General features: G+C 33.5%; 19 protein-coding genes and 1 rRNA gene. 6 read left to right on the top strand and 14 right to left on the bottom strand.

The genetic code is table 11. The features are described 5' to 3' along the window. The first annotated feature begins 58 nt into the window (after positions 1-58). Positions 59-1,609: a ribonuclease E/G gene (locus ABJD66_RS07855; protein ID WP_100896809.1), complete on the top strand. Its 1,551-nt coding sequence runs from the start codon at positions 59-61 to the stop codon at positions 1,607-1,609. Positions 1,610-1,736: 127 nt separating this feature from the next. Further along, complete coding sequence (locus ABJD66_RS07850; protein WP_348130116.1) at positions 1,737-2,216, top strand: regulatory protein RecX; 480 nt, start codon at positions 1,737-1,739, stop codon at positions 2,214-2,216. Positions 2,217-2,224: 8 nt separating this feature from the next. Here ABJD66_RS07850 and ABJD66_RS07845 read toward each other — a convergent pair whose 3' ends face one another. The 9 genes from ABJD66_RS07845 to ABJD66_RS07805 all read right to left on the bottom strand — a co-directional run bounded on the left by ABJD66_RS07845 (position 2,225) and on the right by ABJD66_RS07805 (position 11,237). After that, entirely contained in the window at positions 2,225-3,082 is an 858-nt protein-coding gene (locus ABJD66_RS07845; protein WP_348130113.1) for a cupin-like domain-containing protein, read from the bottom strand. Between the two features lie 141 nt (positions 3,083-3,223). Next, complete coding sequence (gene bioB, locus ABJD66_RS07840; protein ID WP_100894681.1) at positions 3,224-4,318, bottom strand: biotin synthase BioB; 1,095 nt, start codon at positions 4,316-4,318, stop codon at positions 3,224-3,226. 134 nt (positions 4,319-4,452) lie between these two features. Next, complete coding sequence (locus ABJD66_RS07835) at positions 4,453-5,874, bottom strand: flotillin family protein (RefSeq protein ID WP_100894680.1); 1,422 nt, start codon at positions 5,872-5,874, stop codon at positions 4,453-4,455. A 4-nt stretch (positions 5,875-5,878) separates the two neighbouring features. After that, positions 5,879-6,457, bottom strand: coding sequence for a hypothetical protein (locus ABJD66_RS07830; RefSeq protein WP_100894679.1), 579 nt, complete (start codon positions 6,455-6,457; stop codon positions 5,879-5,881). Positions 6,458-6,518: 61 nt separating this feature from the next. Next, complete coding sequence (locus ABJD66_RS07825) at positions 6,519-7,673, bottom strand: beta-ketoacyl synthase N-terminal-like domain-containing protein (protein WP_348130109.1); 1,155 nt, start codon at positions 7,671-7,673, stop codon at positions 6,519-6,521. Positions 7,674-7,675: 2 nt separating this feature from the next. Beyond that, positions 7,676-8,941: an adenosylmethionine--8-amino-7-oxononanoate transaminase gene (gene bioA, locus ABJD66_RS07820; protein ID WP_348130106.1), complete on the bottom strand. Its 1,266-nt coding sequence runs from the start codon at positions 8,939-8,941 to the stop codon at positions 7,676-7,678. Positions 8,942-9,078: 137 nt separating this feature from the next. Beyond that, entirely contained in the window at positions 9,079-9,693 is a 615-nt protein-coding gene (gene bioD, locus ABJD66_RS07815) for a dethiobiotin synthase (protein WP_100894676.1), read from the bottom strand. Between the two features lie 12 nt (positions 9,694-9,705). Continuing rightward, complete coding sequence (locus ABJD66_RS07810; RefSeq protein ID WP_303545721.1) at positions 9,706-10,080, bottom strand: DUF2007 domain-containing protein; 375 nt, start codon at positions 10,078-10,080, stop codon at positions 9,706-9,708. After that, entirely contained in the window at positions 10,077-11,237 is a 1,161-nt protein-coding gene (locus ABJD66_RS07805; protein WP_348130101.1) for a pyridoxal phosphate-dependent aminotransferase family protein, read from the bottom strand. Before ABJD66_RS07805 ends, ABJD66_RS07810 begins: the two co-directional genes overlap by 4 nt. 194 nt (positions 11,238-11,431) lie before the next feature. Between ABJD66_RS07805 and ABJD66_RS07800 the strand changes: the two genes are divergently transcribed. The 4 genes from ABJD66_RS07800 to umuD all read left to right on the top strand — a co-directional run bounded on the left by ABJD66_RS07800 (position 11,432) and on the right by umuD (position 14,786). After that, positions 11,432-11,869, top strand: coding sequence for an ankyrin repeat domain-containing protein (locus tag ABJD66_RS07800; protein ID WP_100894673.1), 438 nt, complete (start codon positions 11,432-11,434; stop codon positions 11,867-11,869). Between the two features lie 40 nt (positions 11,870-11,909). Further along, a complete protein-coding gene (locus tag ABJD66_RS07795; protein ID WP_348130098.1) occupies positions 11,910-13,031 on the top strand; it encodes a C1 family peptidase in 1,122 nt (373 codons plus the stop codon). Positions 13,032-13,092: 61 nt separating this feature from the next. Then, positions 13,093-14,349 carry a Y-family DNA polymerase gene (locus ABJD66_RS07790; protein ID WP_348130095.1) on the top strand — a complete coding sequence of 419 codons (1,257 nt, stop codon included), beginning with the start codon at positions 13,093-13,095 and terminating at the stop codon, positions 14,347-14,349. A gap of 2 nt (positions 14,350-14,351) precedes the next feature. Next, complete coding sequence (gene umuD, locus ABJD66_RS07785; protein ID WP_100894670.1) at positions 14,352-14,786, top strand: translesion error-prone DNA polymerase V autoproteolytic subunit; 435 nt, start codon at positions 14,352-14,354, stop codon at positions 14,784-14,786. Positions 14,787-15,091: 305 nt separating this feature from the next. Here umuD and ABJD66_RS07780 read toward each other — a convergent pair whose 3' ends face one another. The 5 genes from ABJD66_RS07780 to rrf form a co-directional block, all read right to left on the bottom strand. Then, a complete protein-coding gene (locus tag ABJD66_RS07780; protein ID WP_100894669.1) occupies positions 15,092-15,370 on the bottom strand; it encodes a F0F1 ATP synthase subunit epsilon in 279 nt (92 codons plus the stop codon). Between the two features lie 67 nt (positions 15,371-15,437). After that, positions 15,438-16,946: a F0F1 ATP synthase subunit beta gene (gene atpD, locus ABJD66_RS07775; RefSeq protein ID WP_100894668.1), complete on the bottom strand. Its 1,509-nt coding sequence runs from the start codon at positions 16,944-16,946 to the stop codon at positions 15,438-15,440. Between the two features lie 227 nt (positions 16,947-17,173). Continuing rightward, a complete protein-coding gene (locus ABJD66_RS07770) occupies positions 17,174-18,697 on the bottom strand; it encodes an SGNH/GDSL hydrolase family protein (RefSeq protein ID WP_348130090.1) in 1,524 nt (507 codons plus the stop codon). 9 nt (positions 18,698-18,706) lie between these two features. Further along, positions 18,707-21,511: a TonB-dependent receptor gene (locus tag ABJD66_RS07765; RefSeq protein ID WP_348130087.1), complete on the bottom strand. Its 2,805-nt coding sequence runs from the start codon at positions 21,509-21,511 to the stop codon at positions 18,707-18,709. Positions 21,512-22,048: 537 nt separating this feature from the next. Further along, positions 22,049-22,139, bottom strand: a 5S ribosomal RNA gene (gene rrf, locus ABJD66_RS07760); the annotation flags it as partial.

Raw genomic sequence — 22,139 nt, 5'->3', positions numbered from 1 at the left:
TGTTTAATCCATTTAACTTACCTAATTATTAGGCAGAGTTAAATAAAAATTGATTCAGGTGAATAAAGAATTAATCGTAAGATCTGGTTCTAACGCTGTCGATTTTGCCTTAACTAAGGACGGAAAACTAATAGAACTTCACAAAGAAGAGGACAATAACAATTTTTCTGTTGGCGATATATTTCTTGCCAAAATAAGAAAACCCGTTACTGGCCTTAACGCTGCATTTGTAGATGTTGGTTATGAAAAAGATGCATTTTTGCATTATCATGACCTTGGTCCGCAGTTATCTTCTATGCTGAAATTCGTAAAGGGAGCAAGTACTGGAAAATTAAAAGATTTTTCATTAAAAGACTTCCCTTTTGAAAAAGATATTGATAAAGACGGTAGCATTAACGATGCTATAAAATCTAATCAATCCTTATTAGTACAAATTGTAAAAGAACCTATCTCTACCAAAGGACCACGAATTAGCTCCGAGCTTTCATTAGCAGGACGTTATGTGGTTATGGTACCATTTTCAGACAGAGTTTCTGTTTCTCAAAAAATAGAAAGCAAAGAAGAAAAAGAGAGGTTAAAAAGACTTGTAAGAAGCATAAAACCAAAAGGTTTTGGTGTAATTATAAGAACCGTTGCCGAAGGCAAAAAAGTTGCAGAGCTAGACAAGGATCTAGAAAACTTACTGGACAAATGGACAGTAATGTGTAAAAAATTGTATAAAGCACCTCACCCATCTAAAGTATTAGTAGAGCTAAACAGAGCATCATCTATACTTAGAGACGTATTTAACGACACCTTTACAGGAATACATGTTGATGATACAACGCTTTACAATGAAATAAAAGATTATGTGCAGGAAATTGCACCAAAGAAAGAATCTATTGTAAAATTATATGAGTCTTCCGTACCAATTTTTGAGAAATTTGGAATAGAAAGACAAATTAAAACTTCATTTGGTAGAACTGCCTCTATGAGTAAAGGCGCCTATTTAATAATAGAACATACTGAAGCCCTACACGTTATAGATGTTAACAGTGGTAACAGATCTAATAAGGCAAAAAACCAAGAAGATACAGCATTAGAGGTAAATATGATTTCTGCTACAGAAATAGCCAGACAATTACGCTTACGCGATATGGGAGGTATTATTGTTGTAGATTTTATAGATATGGGCAAGCCAGATCATAGAAAAAAACTTTTTGATCATCTACGTGATGAAATGAAAGATGACAGAGCTAAGCATAAAATTTTACCACCAAGTAAATTTGGACTTATTCAAATAACAAGACAAAGAGTAAGACCAGAAAGGAACATTAAAACAATGGAGAAAAACCCTAGCGGCGTAAATGGCGCAGAGGTAGAAGCTCCTATAGTTTTAATAGATAAGATTAAATCCGATTTAGAAAAACTACTAAACGGCCCTGCAAAAGACAACGATGTTATTCTACACATACACCCGTTTATTGCAGCATATCTTACAAAAGGATTACAATCCATTCGTTTCAAGTGGTTTATGGAATATAAAAAATGGGTTAAAGTGCAGCCTAGAGACGCATATACGTATCTAGAATATCGCTTTAAAAACAAAAAAGGTAAAACCATATATTAAAATATACCTTTACTTAAAAAACGGTTTGTTATATAGATCTTCTCAAAACCAAAAGAGCTATATAAAAAATAAGCAAAAAGCGACCTCAGCAATGTGGTCGCTTTTTTTGTTTACGTACATTTGTAATATGAGTCTACAACCCTCTTACACTATTAAAGAAGCAACTAAAAAATTAGAGCAGTACTGCGCATACCAAGAACGTTGCCACAAAGAAGTTACCCAAAAACTAAAAGATATGGGGATGATTACAGATGCTAGAGATGTTATAATTACTCATTTAATTAAAGAAAACTACTTAAACGAAGAGCGTTTTGCTCAAAGTTTTGCTCGTGGAAAATTTAATATTAAAAAATGGGGCAAAAATAGAATTGTAAACGAACTAAAGTTTAGAGACATATCTATTTACAATATTAAAACAGCTTTAAAAGAAATAGAAGACAATAAATACACAGAGACATTAGATGCCCTTGCCACTAAAAGAGCTAATGAAGTTAAAGAAACCAATGTATTTAAAAAAAGAAAAAAAATAGCAGACTATTTACTATACAGAGGCTGGGAAAGTCATTTGGTTTACGAAAAAGTAAAAGAACTTACTCCTACCAATTAAATAACACATTATTTTAATGCCTTATTTGTATCTATTATAGATTTATTATTTTTCCAATCTATCCATTTTTGACCTTTAATTCTACGCATTAGATTATCATAATTACGCATTATAAAGACATTGTAGAGCGCTTTACTTAAGTTTTTAGGGTTACGCGCTATTGCCCGCAAACTCATAGAAAAACCTGGCGTAATATACTTCATATAATGCCAATAGCCCTCTGGCATATATAGCACTTCTCCGTGTTGCAATGTTGTTTTAAAGCCTTTAGCATTTTTTAGTGCTGGCCATTTACTATAATCTGGGTCAGAAAAATTTATACTCTCGTTTGTAATTAAAGAATGTGGCACTTTATATAAGTGTTTATTCTGAGACTGATCAAAAAGAACCACCTCTTTATCTCCTTCAAAATGAAAATGAAAAATATTAGCTAAATCAATATCATAATGCATAAATGTATAAGAATCTCTACCGCCAAAAAATAACATAGGAAGACTTTTCATTAATCGTAAGCCAAAGTCTGGATACTTAAAATCTTTTTGTAAATGAGGAACTTCCTTTAAGATATTCCACAAGAAGATACGGAATTTAGTAGGCTCTTTTTTAAGCAAATCTATATAATCTGCCATTTTCATTGTGGCGTGTGGTTCATTAAAACCATCTTTATAATCTACAGGCCTATCATCATAAAGCGGTACAAGTTTATCTCCCGCTACAGTTTTCATATATTCTAAATTCCATTTAGAATACGCAGGCCACTCTTCAATAAAACGTTCAACAACTACTGGTTTTTGAGGCTTAAAAAAGTGGTTTATAAAATCTTCTTTGGTAATGGTTTTTACCCTTGGAATATCTTGTAACTGCAATAGAAATTATATTAAATAATAGATAAAAATAAAAAATACGATTTAAATAATTCTTAAAATCATTTAAAAACCTAGAATAATTAAGAAACCGCTATCTAATTATAAAATTAAATAGCGGCTTTATATAACTTGATGTTTTTATTATTTTGTAAGCTTTGCTTTTTCTTTAGCAGCCTCGTTACGTTCTATTTTATGACCCGGTCTAGACCATTTTGGTTTTTCACCTAAATTTTGATACTCAGAATCCTGAGCTTCTACTGTTTTTGGTTGAGAAACTTTAGTAAATGGTTTTTGCGGATTTAAACCTAACATCTTAAACATTTCCATATCCTCGTTTACATCTGGATTAGGAGTAGTTAATAATTTATCTCCTGCAAAGATTGAGTTGGCACCTGCAAAGAAACACATTGCTTGCCCTTCTCTACTCATTTGCGTACGCCCTGCAGATAACCTAACCTGAGTATTTGGCATAACAATACGTGTGGTTGCAACCATACGCACCATATCCCAAATAGATACCGGCTCTATATCCTCCATTGGTGTACCTTCTACAGCTACTAATGCATTAATTGGCACAGATTCTGGTTGCGGACTTAAAGTAGATAATGCAACTAACATACCTGCTCTATCTTCTAAAGCTTCGCCCATACCAATAATACCACCACTACAAACAGTAACATTGGTTTTACGTACATTTTCAATAGTATCTAATCTATCTTCAAAAGCACGAGTAGAAATTACATCTTTGTAATAATCTTCAGATGTATCTAAGTTATGGTTATAAGCATACAAACCAGCTTCAGCTAATCTTTGCGCTTGGTTTTCAGTAATCATACCAAGTGTACAACAAACCTCCATATCTAGTTTGTTTATTGTACGTACCATTTCTAATACTTGGTCAAATTCTGGTCCGTCTTTAACATTACGCCAAGCTGCCCCCATACAAACTCTAGAACTTCCAGAAGATTTTGCACGTAAAGCTTGTGCTTTTACTTGTTGCACAGACATTAAATCATTGCCTTCTACATCTGTATGATACCTAGCTGCTTGTGGGCAGTACCCACAATCTTCAGGACAACCACCTGTTTTTATAGATAACAAAGTAGATACTTGTACTGTGTTAGGATCGTGTTCTTGTCTATGAATTGTTGCTGCCTCATACAGTAAATCCATTAACGGTTTATTATATATATCTAAAATTTCTTGCTTGCTCCAGTTGTGTCTTACTTCGCTCATACGATTATTTTAAATCAGTTGTCAAAAATAGCCTATTTAGTAATTAAATCCCAATAAAGGTTTTTAAATAACAAAATGAACCAAAAGATATAATCTAATGGTTCATTTTACATATAAATATCAAAAAACGTTTTTTATTTATTTTCGTCTTTTTTAGATGATTTCTCTTCTACATCTACTGCCTCTACATCTTTACCTTTTAAATACTCTGGTAATTGCATACCAGCCATATTAAACATTTCTTGTAGTGGTGGTACAGATTTGTACATACCAGAAATAAAGTTAGCTGTAGAACCTTTACCATCTGCAGTTTTTGCTCCAGAATCCCAAACAGTAACCTTATCAATTTTAATATTTTTAATAGCTTCTGCTTGTGTTTTAACCAATTCTGGTAACTTATCTGCCACTAATAATAATACTGCATCTTTAGGATTGTCTCCCGCAGCTTTTACAATTTCATCTAAACCTTGTGCTTGCTTAGTTAAAACCTCTAAAATACCTTGTGCTTCTGCTTGCGCTTTAAATAAGATTGCATCTGCTTCACCTTTTGCTAAACGTCTTGTACGCTCTGCATCTGCTTCTGCATCTATCTCTACTTTTTTCTTATCTATCTCTGCAGGTACAACTATATCTGCCATTTGTGAACTACGCACACGTTCTGCTCTTGCAAGTTCCGCATCTTTTTCTGCCGCATAAGATTCTTCTAATGCTTTTGCAGATTGTACTTTTTCTGATGCAATTGCCGTACGCTCTGCTTCTGCTTCTCTTTGACGACGTAAAGAATCTGAATTTGCAACATTAATTTTTGCAATGTTTTCACCTTCTACAGCTTGTGCATTTGCTGCTGCTACTTGTGTACGCTCATCTTGTAATGCGTTAGCTTCACCAATAGAACCATCTCTTGTTTTCTCTGCTACAGATTTACGCGCTGCATTAATTGCGTGTGCAGCAGCTTCTTTACCTAAAGCTTCAATATATCCAGACTCATCAACAATATCTGTAATATTTACGTTGATTAATTTTAAACCAACCTTTTTTAATTCCGTTTCTACACTCTGAGATATGTTAGTTAAAAATTTATCTCTATCGTTGTTAATTTCTTCAATATCCATAGAAGCAACTACCAAACGTAATTGTCCAAAAATAATTTCTTGTGCTAAATCTTGAATTTGACTCTGACCTAATCCTAATAAACGCTCTGCAGCATTTTGCATAACTCCAGGCTCTGTAGATATACCAATTGTAAATCTTGAAGGTACGTTTACACGTATATTTTGCTTACTTAATGCATTTACTAGGTTAACCTCTATAGATATAGGTGTTAAATCTAAAAATTCATAATCTTGTACAACTGGCCAAATAAAAGCGGCTCCACCGTGTATACATTTGGCCGAATTTCCTCCGCCCACTTTACCGTACACAACTAAAATCCTGTCTGAAGGACATCGTTTGTATCTACGTATAAACGAGATCACAATTATAAAAAAGAACAAAATGGCTACTGCAATACCAATTAAACTGGCATTACCGCCCAACTGAAGGGGTACTAAAATCATATGGTTATTTATTTAATAATTTAACAATTAAAATTCCGTTATCTGTAATGTCTTCTACTTTAACAACATTACCCTGTGTAAGATTCACAGTTTCATCTGTAAGTGCTTCTAGCTCACGCAAAGACCCTTGCACTGTTATACTTACTTTACCTATAAAACTTCTGTTTGCACCTATAGTCAAGTACACTTCTCCAACTTGACCTAAAGCATTTTTTAAGCGTAGTGTTCCGCTACTTTGCAATTTACTTAGGTAATAAAATAATGCCGCCATAGACAGCATCATTAATAAACCACAAATAACAGAAATTAGTATCGTTAGCACATTAGAAAAGCCTGCTTCTATACAAGCAATACCTGTCCATCCAAAAATGGCAAAAAATCCTGATAAGTTTTTAATAGATAAAAATTGAAACCCAATTCCCGAATCACCTTCTATTTCTGCATCTACATCACCGTCTACACCATCTACATCACCACCAATTAAGGTTAGCAACAAAAAGACAATCATTACCACAGAGCCAATTAAGGCAATACTCCAGTACACTTTTGGAAACAACTCTAAGCTTGCATACCATTCTCCCATAAATAAAAATTTAGTTTGGTTTGTGAAAGATAATAAAATACAACTTAGCTAATGACTAGTTTCAAAAAGTTTTTTGCAATAAAATACTTACAGCGTTACCGCCAAAGCCAACAGCGTTTATTAGCACCTTTTTTATACTCTTTGGAGTTTCTGCATAGTTTACAAAAGGAACTTTTATAAATTCTTGTTTTTGCAACATTGCTATTGCTAGCTCTATACTTAACATCCCTGAAGCGCCAAAAGAATGACCTATCTTCCACTTATTTGTAGTTAAAGAAGGTATTTTGTTACAAAAAACTTTATGTATTGCTTCAATTTCTGACAAATCTCCTTTAATTGTGCCTGGTGCATGCATTACAATAACGTCCACATCGTCCGGATTTACTCCTTCTAAAGCCATTTTCATAGAACGTTGAAAACATACAGCATCAGAAGAAATAGAAATATTATGTTTTAAAACTTCTGTAGCATAACCAACACCTATAATTTCCGCTAGAGCATTTTCTTTATTTCCGTTTTCTATACCAATTACCGCAGCTCCTTCTCCCAAAACCATAGTGTTTTGGTCCTTTGTTACATCAAAAGCTTTACACGGATATGCTTCTGTGCCTCTTGCGTAAATTTTTAAAGCTTTCATTTGCGCAATGGTAAAAGGCGTTAAAGGAGCCTCACTACCACCTACTAAAAATTTATTTGCCATTCCGCTTTTTACCCAAGCAACACCATTTAATAACGAATGTAATGCTGTAGAACAAGTAATAGAGTGCGATATTTCTGGACCCTGCGTTTGCAAATCATGAGCAACCCAAGAAGAAATATTACCCAATGTAGTTGTTGGTGATGATAAGGTTGATGCTTTATCTTTTTCTAAAAACTCTGTGTGATATTTTTCAAACAAAGCTGTAGCTCCGCGTGAAGATCCAAAGTTTACACCAAAATTATCTTTAGAACTCCAACCGGCTTGTTTTAACGCTTTTCTTGAAGCATACATAGCAAACAATACCGTGTCATCTAAACTTTTATATTTTAAGTCAGAGTTTTTTAAAGCTTCTATTTCTTGTTTGGCTTCATCATTTAAGCTGGCAACCCAACTTTTTTGATTGCCTATATTTTTATCTTGCAGTAAATGTGCATCGTTTTTATAACTCTCCCAAACCTCATTTAAGGAAGTTCCTAAAGGAGAAATAGATGCCAGTGCCGTAATGTAAATACTCATACTTAAACTATTTCTAGTGCTTCTTTAATTGAGTTGTATATTTTTTGAAGTTGCTCATCTGTAGTTACAAAAGGTGCCAAAATATAAATTGTATTTCCTAACGGACGTAAAAACACTCCAGAATCCATAAAATGCTTAAATAATTTATCTCTTAAATTACCGTAGCGCTCCATTTTTATATTAAGATCTAATGCATAAATAACACCCAACTGTCTTGTTGTTGCAACTTTAGGATGATTTTTAACCTCTTCATTAAATTGCTTATGGGAAGCTATAATTCTAGCAATATTATCTTGCATTTCTGCAGACTTAAGCAACTCTAAACCTGCTAACGCAGCAGTACAAGCCAAAGGATTTGCAGTGTATGTATGCCCGTGAAATAATCCTTTAGAAATATCATCATCATAAAAAGCATCATAAACTTGTTGCGTACAACTAGTAGCTGCCATTGGGACCAAACCTGCCGTTAATGCCTTAGACATACATATAACATCTGGCTTTACATCCATATAATCAGAAGCAAAAAACTTACCTGTTTTACCAAAGCTAGTCATTACCTCATCTGCAACTAAAAGAACATTGTGCTTTTTTAAGGCTGATAAAATTTTATTTAAATCTTCTACATTATGCATTTTCATTGCTGCTGCTCCTTGTACAAGAGGCTCGTACACAAAACCTGCAATAGCTTTAGTATTAACCAAATCTTCAATTTGCAATAAAATAGCTTCTATATTTTCTTCTGTAGGCACAGGAATACGTTCTACATCTATAAAAAAATCTTCAAAAGGACCGTTATAAACAGATAAACTAGACACAGACATTGCACCAAACGTGTCGCCATGAAATCCGTCTTCAAAAGCTAACATTACATTACGCTTTTCACCTTTGTTAAAATGATATTGCAATGCCATTTTAATTCCTATTTCTACCGAAGTAGAACCGTTATCTGAAAAAAATAACTTCTGCTGATTGTTTGGCAATATTTTTATTAACTCTTCAGACAGTTCTATAGCTGGTTCATGCGTAAAACCACTAAACACAACCTGGTCTAACTGTTGCATTTGCGTCTGAACTTTTCCTAAAATATAATCGTTACAATGTCCGTACACAGAGGTATACCATGAAGATATTCCGTCTATATAATCTTTTCCTTTATCATCTGTTAACACTGCCCCTTTAGCCTTTACAATTGGCAACATTGTGCTATGTAATTTATGCTGGGTTAACGGGTGCCACAAGTGTTTTTTATCTCTCTCTGTAAGATTCATAAGCTGTATGCCATCCTATTAGTATCAGGATTTATGGCATTTAATTTATTAGTAGATTTCTAAAATGTGTTTTTGCAATATTTTACACCACACAAATAGCTATTATTTTTTGGCAAATATACAAACCAGCCTAGATTTTATAGGTTATCTCTAAACAAATCTGCGTATTCTTTTATCACATTTTTATCAAAATATGGTTCTTCTTCTATACGGCCTATAAGTTTTGCATTTGTTTTAGATAATATAATACTTTCTGTTGTTTTGTGTTCTTCTCCACTAAAAATTATAGACACTTTAAAACCACGCTCTTCTAAATAATTTACGGTTAATAAAGTATGATTTATACTGCCTAAATAATGTCTAGAAACCACTACAACTTGGTAACTAGGATCTATAATATCTAATATGGTATCATTATTATTTAAAGGAACTAATAAACCACCTGCCCCTTCTATAACCAGGTGATTACTTGTTTTTGGCGCCACTATTTTATCTACCTCTATTACCACACCATCTATTTCTGCTGCTGCATGCGGACTCATAGGTGTTTGCAACGCGTAACTATTTTTATGTATTACCGTTTTAGAATTAGAGATAAAATCTGCTATTTTGTGACTGTCTGACGTATCTAAATCTCCCGCTTGTATTGGCTTCCAATAATCTGCTTCTAAAGCCTCTGTTAGTATTGCTGAAGCAACCGTTTTACCAACCTCTGTAGATATACCAGTTACAAATATTTGTTTTGTTTTCATCTTATTGCTTATTTAAGAAACTATATTACAGTTAAAACAACGAAACTTTCGTTTTTCAAAAAAAGGAAACAATTTGTAAAAAATTCCCTTTCCAGAATAATACCCTTCTAGTTTTTCTGCTTTACAATTTGGGCACGCTAAAGGTTTTCCGTTATCATCTACTGCATAGCTTCTAATTTCATTATAAATTTCTATTGCCTTTTCTTTGTCTTCATTTAAAACCAAAAGTTTAATTCCGCCAATTGCGTTGCTAATTAATGGGTCTGAATTTACCGTGTTTTCATCTTTTAAAAACACCTCAATACCTTCAGACTCTAGCTTGCCTTTTATAATAACAGTATCTGCCAAATACTCAAATGCAGCTAATTTGTAAAATTTCTGACTCATTCTTTTATATAATTACACAAAACGGTTATTACTTTTTCTATTTCTTTTGGTGTATTGTATGCATGCAGGCAAAAACGCAATCGTTCTTCACCTCTTGGTACTGTTGGCGATAATATAGCTTTTACATTAAACCCATTTTCTTCAAGCTTTTTCGCAATATCTTTTACTTTATTATTTCCTGATATTAAACAACATTGTATTGCAGAATCACTTGGCATAAAGTGCTCTTTTAAACTACACTTATCAACTTCATTTTTAAAAAACTGAACAGCATTTCGCAGAAGTTGTTGCTGCATTTTACCATCTTTACTTTCTAAAAAGTAGTACGACTGTAAAATTGTAGCTACACTATGCGGCGCTAAGGCTGTTGTATATATAAAACTACGCGAAAAATTAACCAAATAGCTCTTTAACTCAGCACTACCTAATATAGCTGCGCCGTGGCAACCTAAAGCTTTACCAAATGTTATAATGCGCGCAAAAATCAAATCTACAATGTTTTGTTGCTGTACCAAACCTTGACCTAAGTCACCAAAAACACCAACAGCGTGTGCTTCATCTACCACAAAAAATAGTTTATGTTCTTTACAGAATAATGCCATTTCTTTTAAGTTTGGAGAATCGCCATCCATAGAAAAAACAGATTCTGTTACTACGTAAATAGCAGTTTCATCATCTTTTATTATAGCCGAATGCCTTTCAACTAATTTTTCTAAGTCGGACAGGCTATTATGCTTAAACTTATAACTCTTAGCATTACTCATAGCAATACCGTCTCTTATACTTGCGTGTATATATTCGTCATAAAAAACCAAATCTCCGCGCTGAGGAACACAACTAAAAAAACCAATATTAGCATCATAACCAGAGTTATAAACTATTGCTGCTTTAGATTGATGAAATAATGCCAATTTAGACTCTAACTCATCGTATAAATTATGATTACCAGAAAGTAACCTAGAACCTGTTGCTCCATTTTTAAAAAAACTCCCATCTACCAAGTATTGGTGCGTAGCATTAAAAATTGAAGCATTCCCAGAGAAACCCAAATAGTCGTTAGAAGAAAAATCTACCAATTGTTTAAACACAGGTAATGTACGCAAAGATATATTCTGTTGTCGTTCTTCTAATTTTTTCTGAAGTTTTTGTGGTAGCATTTGGCAAAGATACGAAGAGATGGATTTTAATTGAAGCTAAAAAAAGTATTAGAAACTAGCAATTGTTATATTAACAACAAATTGAAAAAAAAACAACTACCATCAGATATTTTAGAATATGTAAAAGAAAAAGAATAAATTTAACTCACTAACGTTTTATATAAACATTAGTTAAATTAAATAAACTCAAAATAATGAAAACCCTATTTTTAACATTCCTACTTATTATTTCTACTTATGCAAGCGCACAAGAACTAAACAACGACATTAAAAGTGCTTTAGAAAGCGATAATGTTACCGCTCTTAAAAAACACATAACAACCAAAGAAATTAATAACTGCTTTAAGTTTGAAGAGTCTGAATACACTTTGTTAACACTTTCTATAAAACTTAACGCGAAATCTTGTTTTGCAGAACTAATAGCACAAAGTGCTAACGTAGAAAAAACGTGCAACAACAAAACCCCTCTTATGTATACTGCCAAATACAACAGATTAGCAATGGCAAAAAAACTTGTTAAAGCAGGTGCAGAGATTACACTTAGAAACAATGATAAACAGTCTGCTTTAGATTTTGCTAAAAAATATGAGAGAAAAGAGTTTATAGAATACATAAAATCTTTTAATCAATAAAAATACGCTAACCGCAAAGCACTAATTAATTAAGAACACTATGCGAAAACTACTTTTAAGCCTTGGCTTTATGCTTGCCATAGGTGCTATAAACGCACAAGAAGCATATAAATTTACAGATGTTATAGATTTAGACGCAACACCTGTTATTAGTCAAGGAGCTACGGGCACATGTTGGAGTTTTTCTACTTCTTCATTTTTAGAATCGGAAATTATACGACTCACCGGAAAGCAAATAGATTTATCTGAGATGTACACTGTGCGTAATACTTATCCTAAAAAAGCAGAAAACTTTGTGATGCGACAAGGTAAAGCTCAGTTTAGCGAAGGTGGACTAGCACACGATGTAATTAACTCGGTTAAAAATTATGGTCTTGTACCACAAGAAGCATATAATGGACTTCTAGAAAATAGCAACTTTCACAATCACGCGGAATTAGTTGCAGTGCTAGAAGCTATGGTAAAAACATACGCAGACAATCCTGCTGGAGAGTTAAGCAAAAACTGGTCTAAAGCCGTAAATGCTGTTTTAGATGTGTATTTAGGAGCAAATAAAACGTCTTTTACTTATCAAGGAAAAGAATATACTCCTGTTTCATTTTTAAAAATGACCAAAATTACACCAGAAGACTATGTTACAATTACTTCTTTTACACACGCTCCTTTTTACAGTTCGTTTATATTAAACATACCTGATAACTGGAGTAACGGTAGTATGTACAATGTTACTTTAAACGAAATGATGAATACTATTGATAATGCTCTAGAAAACGGATTTACTGTTGAGTTAGATTGTGATGTTAGCGAGCGTACATTTTCATCTAAACATGGAGTTGCTGTAGTACCTGCAAATTATGAAAACAATAAAAAAGCACTAGAAGGCATTTATCCAGAGCTAAAAGTTACGCAAAGCTACAGACAAAACGAGTTTGAAAACTTTACAACTACAGACGATCACTTAATGCACATAACAGGCACAGTAAAAGACCAAAACGGAACAAAATACTACAAAGTAAAAAACAGTTGGGGCACAGATGCTAGCAGAACCACACATAACGGCTATGTATATTTTAGCGAGGCTTATATGCGACTTAAAGCAATAAGTGTTATGGTACACAAAGATGCATTACCAAAAGACTTAACTAAAAAAATAAAATTATAATTAACACATACTACTAGTGCACATACAAAATGTAAAGAGCAAATCTTGTACCTTTGCAACAATGTATGCACTAGTAGATTGTAACAACTTTTATGCCTCCTGTGAGCGGGTTTTTAACCCTAGCCTACAGGGAAAACCTATTGCAATTTTAAGCAATAATGATGGCTGTGTAATCTCTAGAAGCGATGAAGCTAAATTAATTGGCTTACCTATGGGCGCTCCTGCCTTTAAATACAAAAGCTTTTTTAAAGCTAATAATGTCCACGTTTTTTCTTCTAATTATTCATTATACGGCGATATGAGCAGTCGAGTAATGAGCATACTACAACAATTTTCTCCAGATGTAGAAGTATATAGTATTGATGAAGCTTTTATTCAGTTTAAAGGCTTTGACAATTATAATTTTACTACCTATGGAACAGAAATAAGAGACCGTGTTTTAAAATGGACTGGCATACCTACCTGCGTTGGTATTGCTCCAACAAAAGCGCTTAGCAAAGTAGCAAACAAAATTGCACGTAAATTTCCCAACCAAACAAAAGGAACTTATGTTATTGATACTGAAGAAAAACGTATAAAAGCCTTAAAATGGATAAAACTTGAGGACGTTTGGGGAATTGGAAGAAGGCTTCATAAGCGCTTAGCAATTAAAAATTGTAAAACAGCATTAGACTTTGTTAACCTACCTGACGATTGGGTGCGCAAAAACTTTTCTATAACCGAGTGGCGACTAAAAAAAGATTTGGAAGGCATACCTACTTTAGATCTAGAAATTAAAGAGAATAAGAAATCTATAGCAACTACCAGAAGTTTTGAGCATACTTTTTCTGACATAGAAAATATAAAAGAGCGTATATCTACTTTTGCTAGTAGCTGTGCAGAAAAGTTGCGCAAACAAAACTCCAGTTGCCATACGGTAGTTGTTTTATTAAGTAGTGATAAACATAAACAAGGCGCAGAACAACATAGAGGAACTTTTAGCGTAAATATGTCTTACCCAACAGATTCTAGCCTAGCAATTAGCAACGCAGCTATAAAAGCTATAGAACACATATACAAACCTGGTATTAACTACAAGCGTGCTGGTGTTATTGTTACTGGTTTAGTACCCACAAATAATCACCAACTGCATTTGTTTACCACAGAAAACCCAAAGCACAAACCTTTAATGAAAGCCATAGATAAATTAAATTTTAAATATGGTGATCAAAAATTAAAAATTGCCAATCAAGATTTGGAGCGAACCTGGAAAATGAAACAAGAACACTTATCTCCTAAGTACACTACAAGGTTTAACGACATTATAAAAGTAAATTAAGCGTGATAAAAAATACAAATCTTACTTTTTTCTCTGTTGATAGCTCTACCAGTAGCTCTACTATTTTTATAGATACTGGTATCTCTGCTGGCTTTCCGTCTCCGGCTGATGACTTTAAAGAAAACAGAATTAGCTTAGACAAAGAACTAATTAAAAACCCCGAAGCAACTTTTTTTGCACGAGTAAGTGGTGAGTCTATGATTGGCGCTGGTTTAGAAAATAATGATTTATTAGTTATAGACCGAAGTTTAGAAGCATCTCATAATAAAATTGCTGTTTGCTATTTAGACGGTGAATTTACCGTAAAGAGACTAAAAGTTGAAAATAATATAGTTTGGCTACAACCAGAAAACCCCAATTACAAACCCATACAAATTACTGAAGAAAACAACTTTATAATTTGGGGCATTGTTACCAATGTTATAAAAAAAGTATAACAACAAAAAAGCGCAAAGTTTACACTTTACGCTTTACATTTATTACAGATACTAACTCCAATAATAAAATAAATATTATATAATACACATTATTATAATGCGCTGTGTTTCTTTTAAATACGCTTAAAACATATACTTTAGATATATCAAATGTAAGAAATTACCTTTAAATATTTATTATTTAACATATTTTCTTACAAAATAAGATAATGCCATTATAAAATATCACAATTTAAAAGCAAGGCATAAAAAAACGCGAAGCATTTAACTTCACGTTTATATTTATTTAGTAGAGTTAGCTATACTTAATCCGCTAGTACAATAACTTTATTATCTTTCATTTCTATAGTTCCACTGCTTATAGCTAAAACAGTATCTCCGTTAGAACCTTTAGAGAATTTACCCTCAAAAGCCTCATCTATAGATACATTTCCTTGAATCTTAACAGTACCTTGCTGTAATAACGAAACAACTGGTGCGTGATTAGATAACATTTGAAAATCTCCATTAATACCAGGTACAGTTACAGAAACAACTTCTCCTGCAAATAATGTAGCTTCTGGTGATACAATTTCTAAATACATAATTATAAAAGTATTAAATAAATATTACGTGAAAGCCATTTAGCTAACACGTAATATTATGTATTATTTATGCTTCAGCAAGCATTTTTTCTCCTGCTTCTATAGCTTCTTCAATAGTACCTTTAAGGTTAAATGCAGATTCTGGCAAGTGATCTAACTCACCATCCATAATCATATTAAATCCTTTAATAGTATCTTTAATATCTACTAAAACACCTTTAAGACCTGTAAATTGCTCTGCTACGTGGAATGGCTGAGATAAGAAACGTTGTACACGTCTTGCTCTACCAACTGCCATTTTATCCTCTTCAGACAATTCTTCCATACCAAGGATAGCAATAATATCTTGTAATTCTTTATAACGTTGCAACAACTCTTTTACACGTTGCGCACAAGAATAGTGATCTTTTCCTAAAATTTCTGGAGCTAAGATTCTAGAAGTAGAATCTAACGGATCTACTGCTGGGTAAATACCTAACTCTGCAATTTTACGAGACAATACTGTTGTTGCATCTAAGTGAGCAAACGTTGTTGCCGGAGCTGGATCCGTTAAATCATCCGCAGGTACGTAAACCGCCTGTACAGATGTAATAGAACCTCTTTTTGTTGATGTAATACGCTCTTGCATAGCACCCATTTCTGTTGCTAATGTTGGTTGGTAACCTACCGCAGATGGCATACGACCAAGTAATGCAGATACCTCAGAACCAGCTTGTGTAAAACGGAAAATGTTATCTACAAAGAAAAGTACATCTTTACCTTGACCTTCACCTGCTCCATCACGGAAATATTCTGCAATAGTTAAACCAGATAATGCAACACGTGCACGTGCTCCAGGTGGCTCATTCATTTGTCCAAAAACAAAAGTTGCTTTAGAATCTTTCATTACAGATTTATCAACTTTAGATAAATCCCATCCGCCTTCTTCCATTGAGTGCATAAAGTCATCTCCGTATTTAATAATACCAGACTCTAACATCTCACGTAGTAAATCGTTACCCTCACGAGTACGCTCACCTACACCAGCAAATACAGAAAGTCCACCGTGACCTTTTGCAATGTTGTTAATTAATTCTTGAATTAATACTGTTTTACCTACACCGGCACCACCAAATAAACCAATTTTACCACCTTTTGCATAAGGCTCAATAAGGTCAATTACTTTAATACCTGTAAATAATACTTCAGTAGAAGTAGATAAGTCTTCAAATTTTGGTGCCTGTCTGTGTATTGGCAGACCATCTTTACCAGATTTTGGTAAATTTCCAAGACCATCAATAGCGTCTCCAATTACGTTAAATAAACGTCCGTAAACGTCATCTCCAACCGGCATTTGTATAGCGCTTCCTGTTGCATTAACCTCTGCTCCACGGCTTAAACCATCAGAAGAATCCATAGAGATAGTTCTTACTGTATTTTCACCAATGTGTGATTGTACTTCCAAAACCAAAATTGATCCATCTGCTTTTTTAATTTCTAATGAATCATAAATTTTTGGAAGATCTACCCCTGCTTGGAACTCCACATCTATAACTGGGCCAATAATTTGGGAAACTTTACCTGTAACTTTAGACATTGCTATCAGTATTTATTTATATATAATTTTTCGTTTTTTAAAAAACATAAAACCCTGTAATACAGACCCCGTGTTTTTCAGGGTGCAAAGATAAGTTTTTCAAATTTAAATAAAAACTACTTTTTATTGTTTTTTTAACTTATTGAAAACCTTTTAGTTCTTAAACACATTTTATAAAAAAAAGCGCCTTATTAAATAAGGCGCTTTTCTATAACATTTATATTTTTCTATTGCAACGCAGGAGAAAAATTTGTTGGATAATTTGCTGCTTTAGCTAAGTTTTTTGACGCCACAAAATTAGACTCATAAGTTGCATCTATAGCCTCTAAAAATTTGTTTGCCATTAATGCATAACCTCTAGAAGTTAAATGTATACCATCTAAACTTATTAAGCCTCCAAATACTAAATCTGTATTCACTGTATACTCATCAAAAGGGACACCAGATTCTGACGCTTGTATAAGAATAGCATTTAAATCTACCAACGCCAATCCTTTTGCAGAAACAACAGATGCAATTGTTGCATTATACGCGTCTGTTGCCGTTTTTATAGATTCTAGCTCACTTGCTACTAAAACCCACTTATCTTTTAACGGCACAGATACACCGTTAACCATTGTTGGGTCATCATTTACTTTAGTTCCAATAAAAGATGATGCTGGCAAAACTAATAAATCATCTGCTGTTGCATGCCTATAACTTGGCAATCCAAATGCTGTTAAATCTGTTAAATCTTCATCTTCTATAACCACTGCGTTGGTCGCAGATGCAACAAATTCTATTGTACGTGCCTTTGCCTCTTCTTCATCTAATAAACCAGCTGTAACCATTGCCTGTAAACCTCCATTGTATTGGGCGTAACCATTGTTTACTTGTGTAGCAGTAGCTTCATCCATTGGTAAAGGGTTGTGAGGTACGGTTGTAAAATGAGGCAAACTTGTAATATAAGGTACGTTAGTTACAGCACCTTTAGCTCCATTTGCAGTTAAAGCATCTACTAAACCACTTAGCACAACTTGAAAAAGACCTGGATCTGTTATATCATTTGAGCCATAGGAAGCTGCATTAGGATTACCTGTTTGATCAACTCCTATACCGCCAGAAACAGCAAATCCTAAAACATCATTTCCTCCTATTTCCGATAGTGTAAAAAATGTTGGATTTTGTGCTGCCGCTAACTCTATCATACTTGCATCTGGCGTACTACCTGTCATCCTAACAAAGTATGGGTTGGCTGCTCCTGCAGACAAATTAGATATATTTCCGTATCCGTTTGCTAATAAGTGAAAACTTTTAGCTCCAGGAACTCCCATATTACTAAAAGGACCTGTTGGGTTATTTAAAATTATATCTGTAGAAACAGTAACAGAACTTTGAAGCGCCACCTCTAATGGCACTGGTCCTGCTCCACCAAAAACTAATCTAGGATCTGCAATTCTATCTCCGTTTAAGGCTAATCCTCCAAAATTATCATTTGTTAATGGTTGTGTAAATGTTGTACTACCACCCGCATTAACAAACTTCTGAGAAAGTATATTTGGAAAAGACATTTCCTGAGATGCTTTAAACAAAGCTCCATCTGTATATCCTGCAGTAAAAGAAGCTCCTAATGAAACATAATTTGAAAAATCTGCCGTCCCTGCTGTTAATTCCGGTAATTGTTCTTCCTTCATTGTAGACGAATCGTCATCATCACTACAAGAAGAAAATGCCACCATTGCGGCTACTAGCCATATATATTTAGTTTTCATATTTAAATCTTATAAATTATTAATTGTCCAAGAAACATAGTATTGAGAACCTACGTAACCAGTACCAAATGCTGTAAAATACTCATCTCCTAATAAATTAGAAGCACCAACTTTAAAGTTAGATTTTATACTTGGCACAGTAATATTTACCTGAGCATCTAAAACGCTAAAAGAAGGCACCTGACCATCTCCAAATGATGCTTCCCAAAAGTAAGAATCACTCCATCTGTAAGCTACATTAAATCCAATGTTTTCAAACAAATCAGCTTTTCCAAAATTAGCTTTGAACTTATGCTCTGGAGTATTAAAATTTGTTTTAAAATCAGGATTTGCCTCTTGGTCAAAATCTAATTTAGAATATGTATAATTTGCTCCTAAATCAAATCCGCCTAAAACTTTAGTATCCAAACCTAATGTAGCACCATAAGAGTTTACATTTGCCTCAGAGTTTGTATATGTTTGATAAGCCTGATAATCTCCATTTGCTATTGCTAAAACAGATAAGCTATTATCACCTGCTTCACCATAATAAGTAGAAACCACTGTTTCATTAGACAAAAAGTCTTTATAAATATTGTAATACCCACTCAAATCTATCACAACACCATGTACTTTACCTCTATATCCTAATTCAAACGAAGTTACCTGCTCTGGTTTTGCTAAGTTTGAATTTGCCACTTTTAAATCTGCTGGGTTTCCTGAAGCTCCAAAAGCCTGTAAAGAACTTGCCAAATAAGAATTATTGTAAGCACCATCTCCTGATTTTTCTATAGTTGCAGGTTGACCAAGATCATCTTGTGCATCAGTACTTACATTATATGTTCTAACATCTCTATCTAAGTTATCCTTAGCTCCACCTATTAAAATAGCTCTACCTACATCTAACCCAATATATAAATCCTGTGTAGTTGGATTTCTGAATCCTGTTTGAAAAGATGCTCTTAAATTATGGTTTTTATTTTCACCTAAAGTATAACCAGCAGCTAATCTTGGAGAAAAGAAACCATCAAACAGCTCCGACTTATCATAACGTAAAGAACCTGTTAGCTTTAAACGATCTTCCATTAATTTTTTCTGTATTTGTGTATAAATACCAAATTCAGAATACCTAATAGGTCCGTCATTATCTGTATAAATTGTACCTGAAGAATTTAACTCATATGTTCTTGTAGATCCACCCACTTGAATATCTGCAAATTCAATTATTTCAGAAAAATTATAGTTTGCATCTGCGTGATAAATTTTTGAATTATCTTGAAACTTAGAACCAGAACTTAAATCCGGATCATTTATACTTTTTTCAAATGCCGCCTGAAACTCAGGTGTACCCGGTAGATATCTCCCTGATTCAGCTTGTGCTCTTGCATTAGCATGTGCTTGGTCTGATGTTGCACCACCTAAAGTACTCTGTACATACGTACCAACATATTCTGCAAACCATTGTGGGTCAGATTTCCAAGCTCTGTTTATATTAATCCCTGTAAATACCATATCATAGGAATCTCCTGCTTTATCCTCTGTCATATATCCTCTTAAGAAAAAATTATCGTTCTTAATTTCAATTTTATGCTGTTGTAAAAAGAAATCATCAATAGCATACCTGTTTGCTCCTTGGTAAATTGTAGACCCAGAACCTACTTTACCCACATAAGAAATTTCAAAATCATTTTCCCACGGTCTATAATAAAGTCCCCAATCAGCCTTAATGCTTTCTGCATTATAATCTGTCAAATATTTTTCATTATAACCAGTTCTACTCACATTAACATTAGGCACTAGTGCTTCTGCTCCAGCAGGTAAAATTGGCTCTCCTGTAGCTGGGTTATTAGTTTTGGTAAGTATTTGTGCTACACTAAACATATTCTGACTTACTTCATCACCATAAACATTTACCCCATCATAATCTAAATCATCTCTAGTAAAACCTCTAAATAACTTATCCGTTTCATTATCAGCTCCCCAATCTGTACCTTTTAAATAACCAAAGTTAACTTTACCAGCAAATTTTTCACTGAATTTATGCGCAGCTCTAATACCAAAATCAGTATACGTATTATCTCCTGAAACTTCTTGAGATGTTACACCTCTTTTAATATAAGCACTAATACCCTCAAAATCAAAAGGGCTCTTACTCCTCATAAATAGTATTCCGTTAAATGCATTTGCTCCATATAATGCTGAAGCTGCACCAGGCAGTAACTCTACACTCAAAACATCAGTCTCGGTCATACCTAATAAATTTCCTAAAGGAAAGTTCAAGGCAGGAGCTGCATTATCCATTTGATCTACCATTTGCATAAACCTTGTATTTGCAAAAGTTGCAAAACCTCTGGTATTAATAGACTTAAATGTTAAACTGTTTGTGTTAATATCTACTCCTTTCAAATTTTCTAAACCATCATAAAAATCTGAAGAAGCAGTATTCTTAATATCCTTTAAACCAAAGCGCTCTACAGAAACCGGAGACTCAAAAATACGTTCTGGAGTCCTAGAAGCAGAAATTACAATTTCACCTAACTGTTCCGCCTCTTCGTTTAGAGTTACGGTTAATGTTTGATTATTTTTTGTTACGTCTACTGTAACGGAAGAGTAACCAATACTTGATACTTTTAATTTAAATGGAGGAACTTGTGACGTGGTTAACGTAAAAAGTCCATCAAAATTAGCTACTACACCTTCGGCCTTTCCAACAATTACAACGTTGGCCGAGGACACTGGTTGATCATTTTGATCAACAACCTTTCCTTTTATTGTGGTCTGAGAATATCCCAAAACACTAAAAATAAGGAAAGAAAAAAGAATTATTTTTCTCATTCTAGTATTGAATTAAGTTAGTTTTGATTGTGAAGTTATATTTTTTTTTGATTTTAACAACTATTAACACTATTAAATTATGCGTGCATAGTAATTTTTTAACATTTTTAGACCTAAAAATTTATTTATACTCTAAAAATAGTTGCTAATTATTAATAAATAACAAGATTAGTAGTTTTAAACCTACATTGTTAACTTTAAGATTTAATTTATTATAGATAGATATTAATAAGATTCTAAAATTTAATAATTATTCCACTATTACATAGTAACTAGATTCAAAACTACTCCCCAAGACAAACTACACTACGGTTTTGTAGCTCTTTTAAGTGATAACTTAGATATTACTCACTACAACCCCATATAAACAACAAAAGTCCTAGAAGTTAGCTTCTAGGACTTTTGTTTTGTTTGGTATAATCTTATTACAACTATAAAGTATTCTTTGTATAACATATACAAAGCAGTTTATAATTTATAATCTTTAATTTTAGGGTATAAAAAAAGCCCTTATCGTTAGATAAGGGCTTCTCAAAAAAAAGGCGACGGCCTACTCTCCCACCTAGTGGCAGTACCATCGGCGCAGATGAGCTTAACTTCCCTGTTCGGAATGGAAAGGGGTGAGCCT

Source organism: Cellulophaga sp., from assembly GCF_039943695.1.
Classification (GTDB): Bacteria; Bacteroidota; Bacteroidia; order Flavobacteriales; family Flavobacteriaceae; genus Cellulophaga.
The sequence above is the reverse complement of the archived record's forward strand: the minus strand, read 5'-3'. Positions and strand labels throughout refer to the sequence as shown.

Bases quoted from the DNA above. Each gene is read 5' to 3' on its own strand.
- ABJD66_RS07850 (WP_348130116.1), top strand. From the start codon at position 1,737: ATGAGTCTACAACCCTCTTACACTATTAAAGAAGCAACTAAAAAATTA.
- bioB (WP_100894681.1), bottom strand. From the start codon at position 4,318: ATGAGCGAAGTAAGACACAACTGGAGCAAGCAAGAAATTTTAGATATA.
- ABJD66_RS07835 (WP_100894680.1), bottom strand. From the start codon at position 5,874: ATGATTTTAGTACCCCTTCAGTTGGGCGGTAATGCCAGTTTAATTGGT.
- ABJD66_RS07830 (WP_100894679.1), bottom strand. From the start codon at position 6,457: ATGGGAGAATGGTATGCAAGCTTAGAGTTGTTTCCAAAAGTGTACTGG.
- ABJD66_RS07825 (WP_348130109.1), bottom strand. From the start codon at position 7,673: ATGAGTATTTACATTACGGCACTGGCATCTATTTCTCCTTTAGGAACT.
- bioA (WP_348130106.1), bottom strand. From the start codon at position 8,941: ATGAATCTTACAGAGAGAGATAAAAAACACTTGTGGCACCCGTTAACC.
- bioD (WP_100894676.1), bottom strand. From the start codon at position 9,693: ATGAAAACAAAACAAATATTTGTAACTGGTATATCTACAGAGGTTGGT.
- ABJD66_RS07810 (WP_303545721.1), bottom strand. From the start codon at position 10,080: ATGAGTCAGAAATTTTACAAATTAGCTGCATTTGAGTATTTGGCAGAT.
- ABJD66_RS07805 (WP_348130101.1), bottom strand. From the start codon at position 11,237: ATGCTACCACAAAAACTTCAGAAAAAATTAGAAGAACGACAACAGAAT.
- ABJD66_RS07800 (WP_100894673.1), top strand. From the start codon at position 11,432: ATGAAAACCCTATTTTTAACATTCCTACTTATTATTTCTACTTATGCA.
- ABJD66_RS07795 (WP_348130098.1), top strand. From the start codon at position 11,910: ATGCGAAAACTACTTTTAAGCCTTGGCTTTATGCTTGCCATAGGTGCT.
- ABJD66_RS07790 (WP_348130095.1), top strand. From the start codon at position 13,093: ATGTATGCACTAGTAGATTGTAACAACTTTTATGCCTCCTGTGAGCGG.
- ABJD66_RS07780 (WP_100894669.1), bottom strand. From the start codon at position 15,370: ATGTATTTAGAAATTGTATCACCAGAAGCTACATTATTTGCAGGAGAA.
- atpD (WP_100894668.1), bottom strand. From the start codon at position 16,946: ATGTCTAAAGTTACAGGTAAAGTTTCCCAAATTATTGGCCCAGTTATA.
- ABJD66_RS07770 (WP_348130090.1), bottom strand. From the start codon at position 18,697: ATGAAAACTAAATATATATGGCTAGTAGCCGCAATGGTGGCATTTTCT.
- ABJD66_RS07765 (WP_348130087.1), bottom strand. From the start codon at position 21,511: ATGAGAAAAATAATTCTTTTTTCTTTCCTTATTTTTAGTGTTTTGGGA.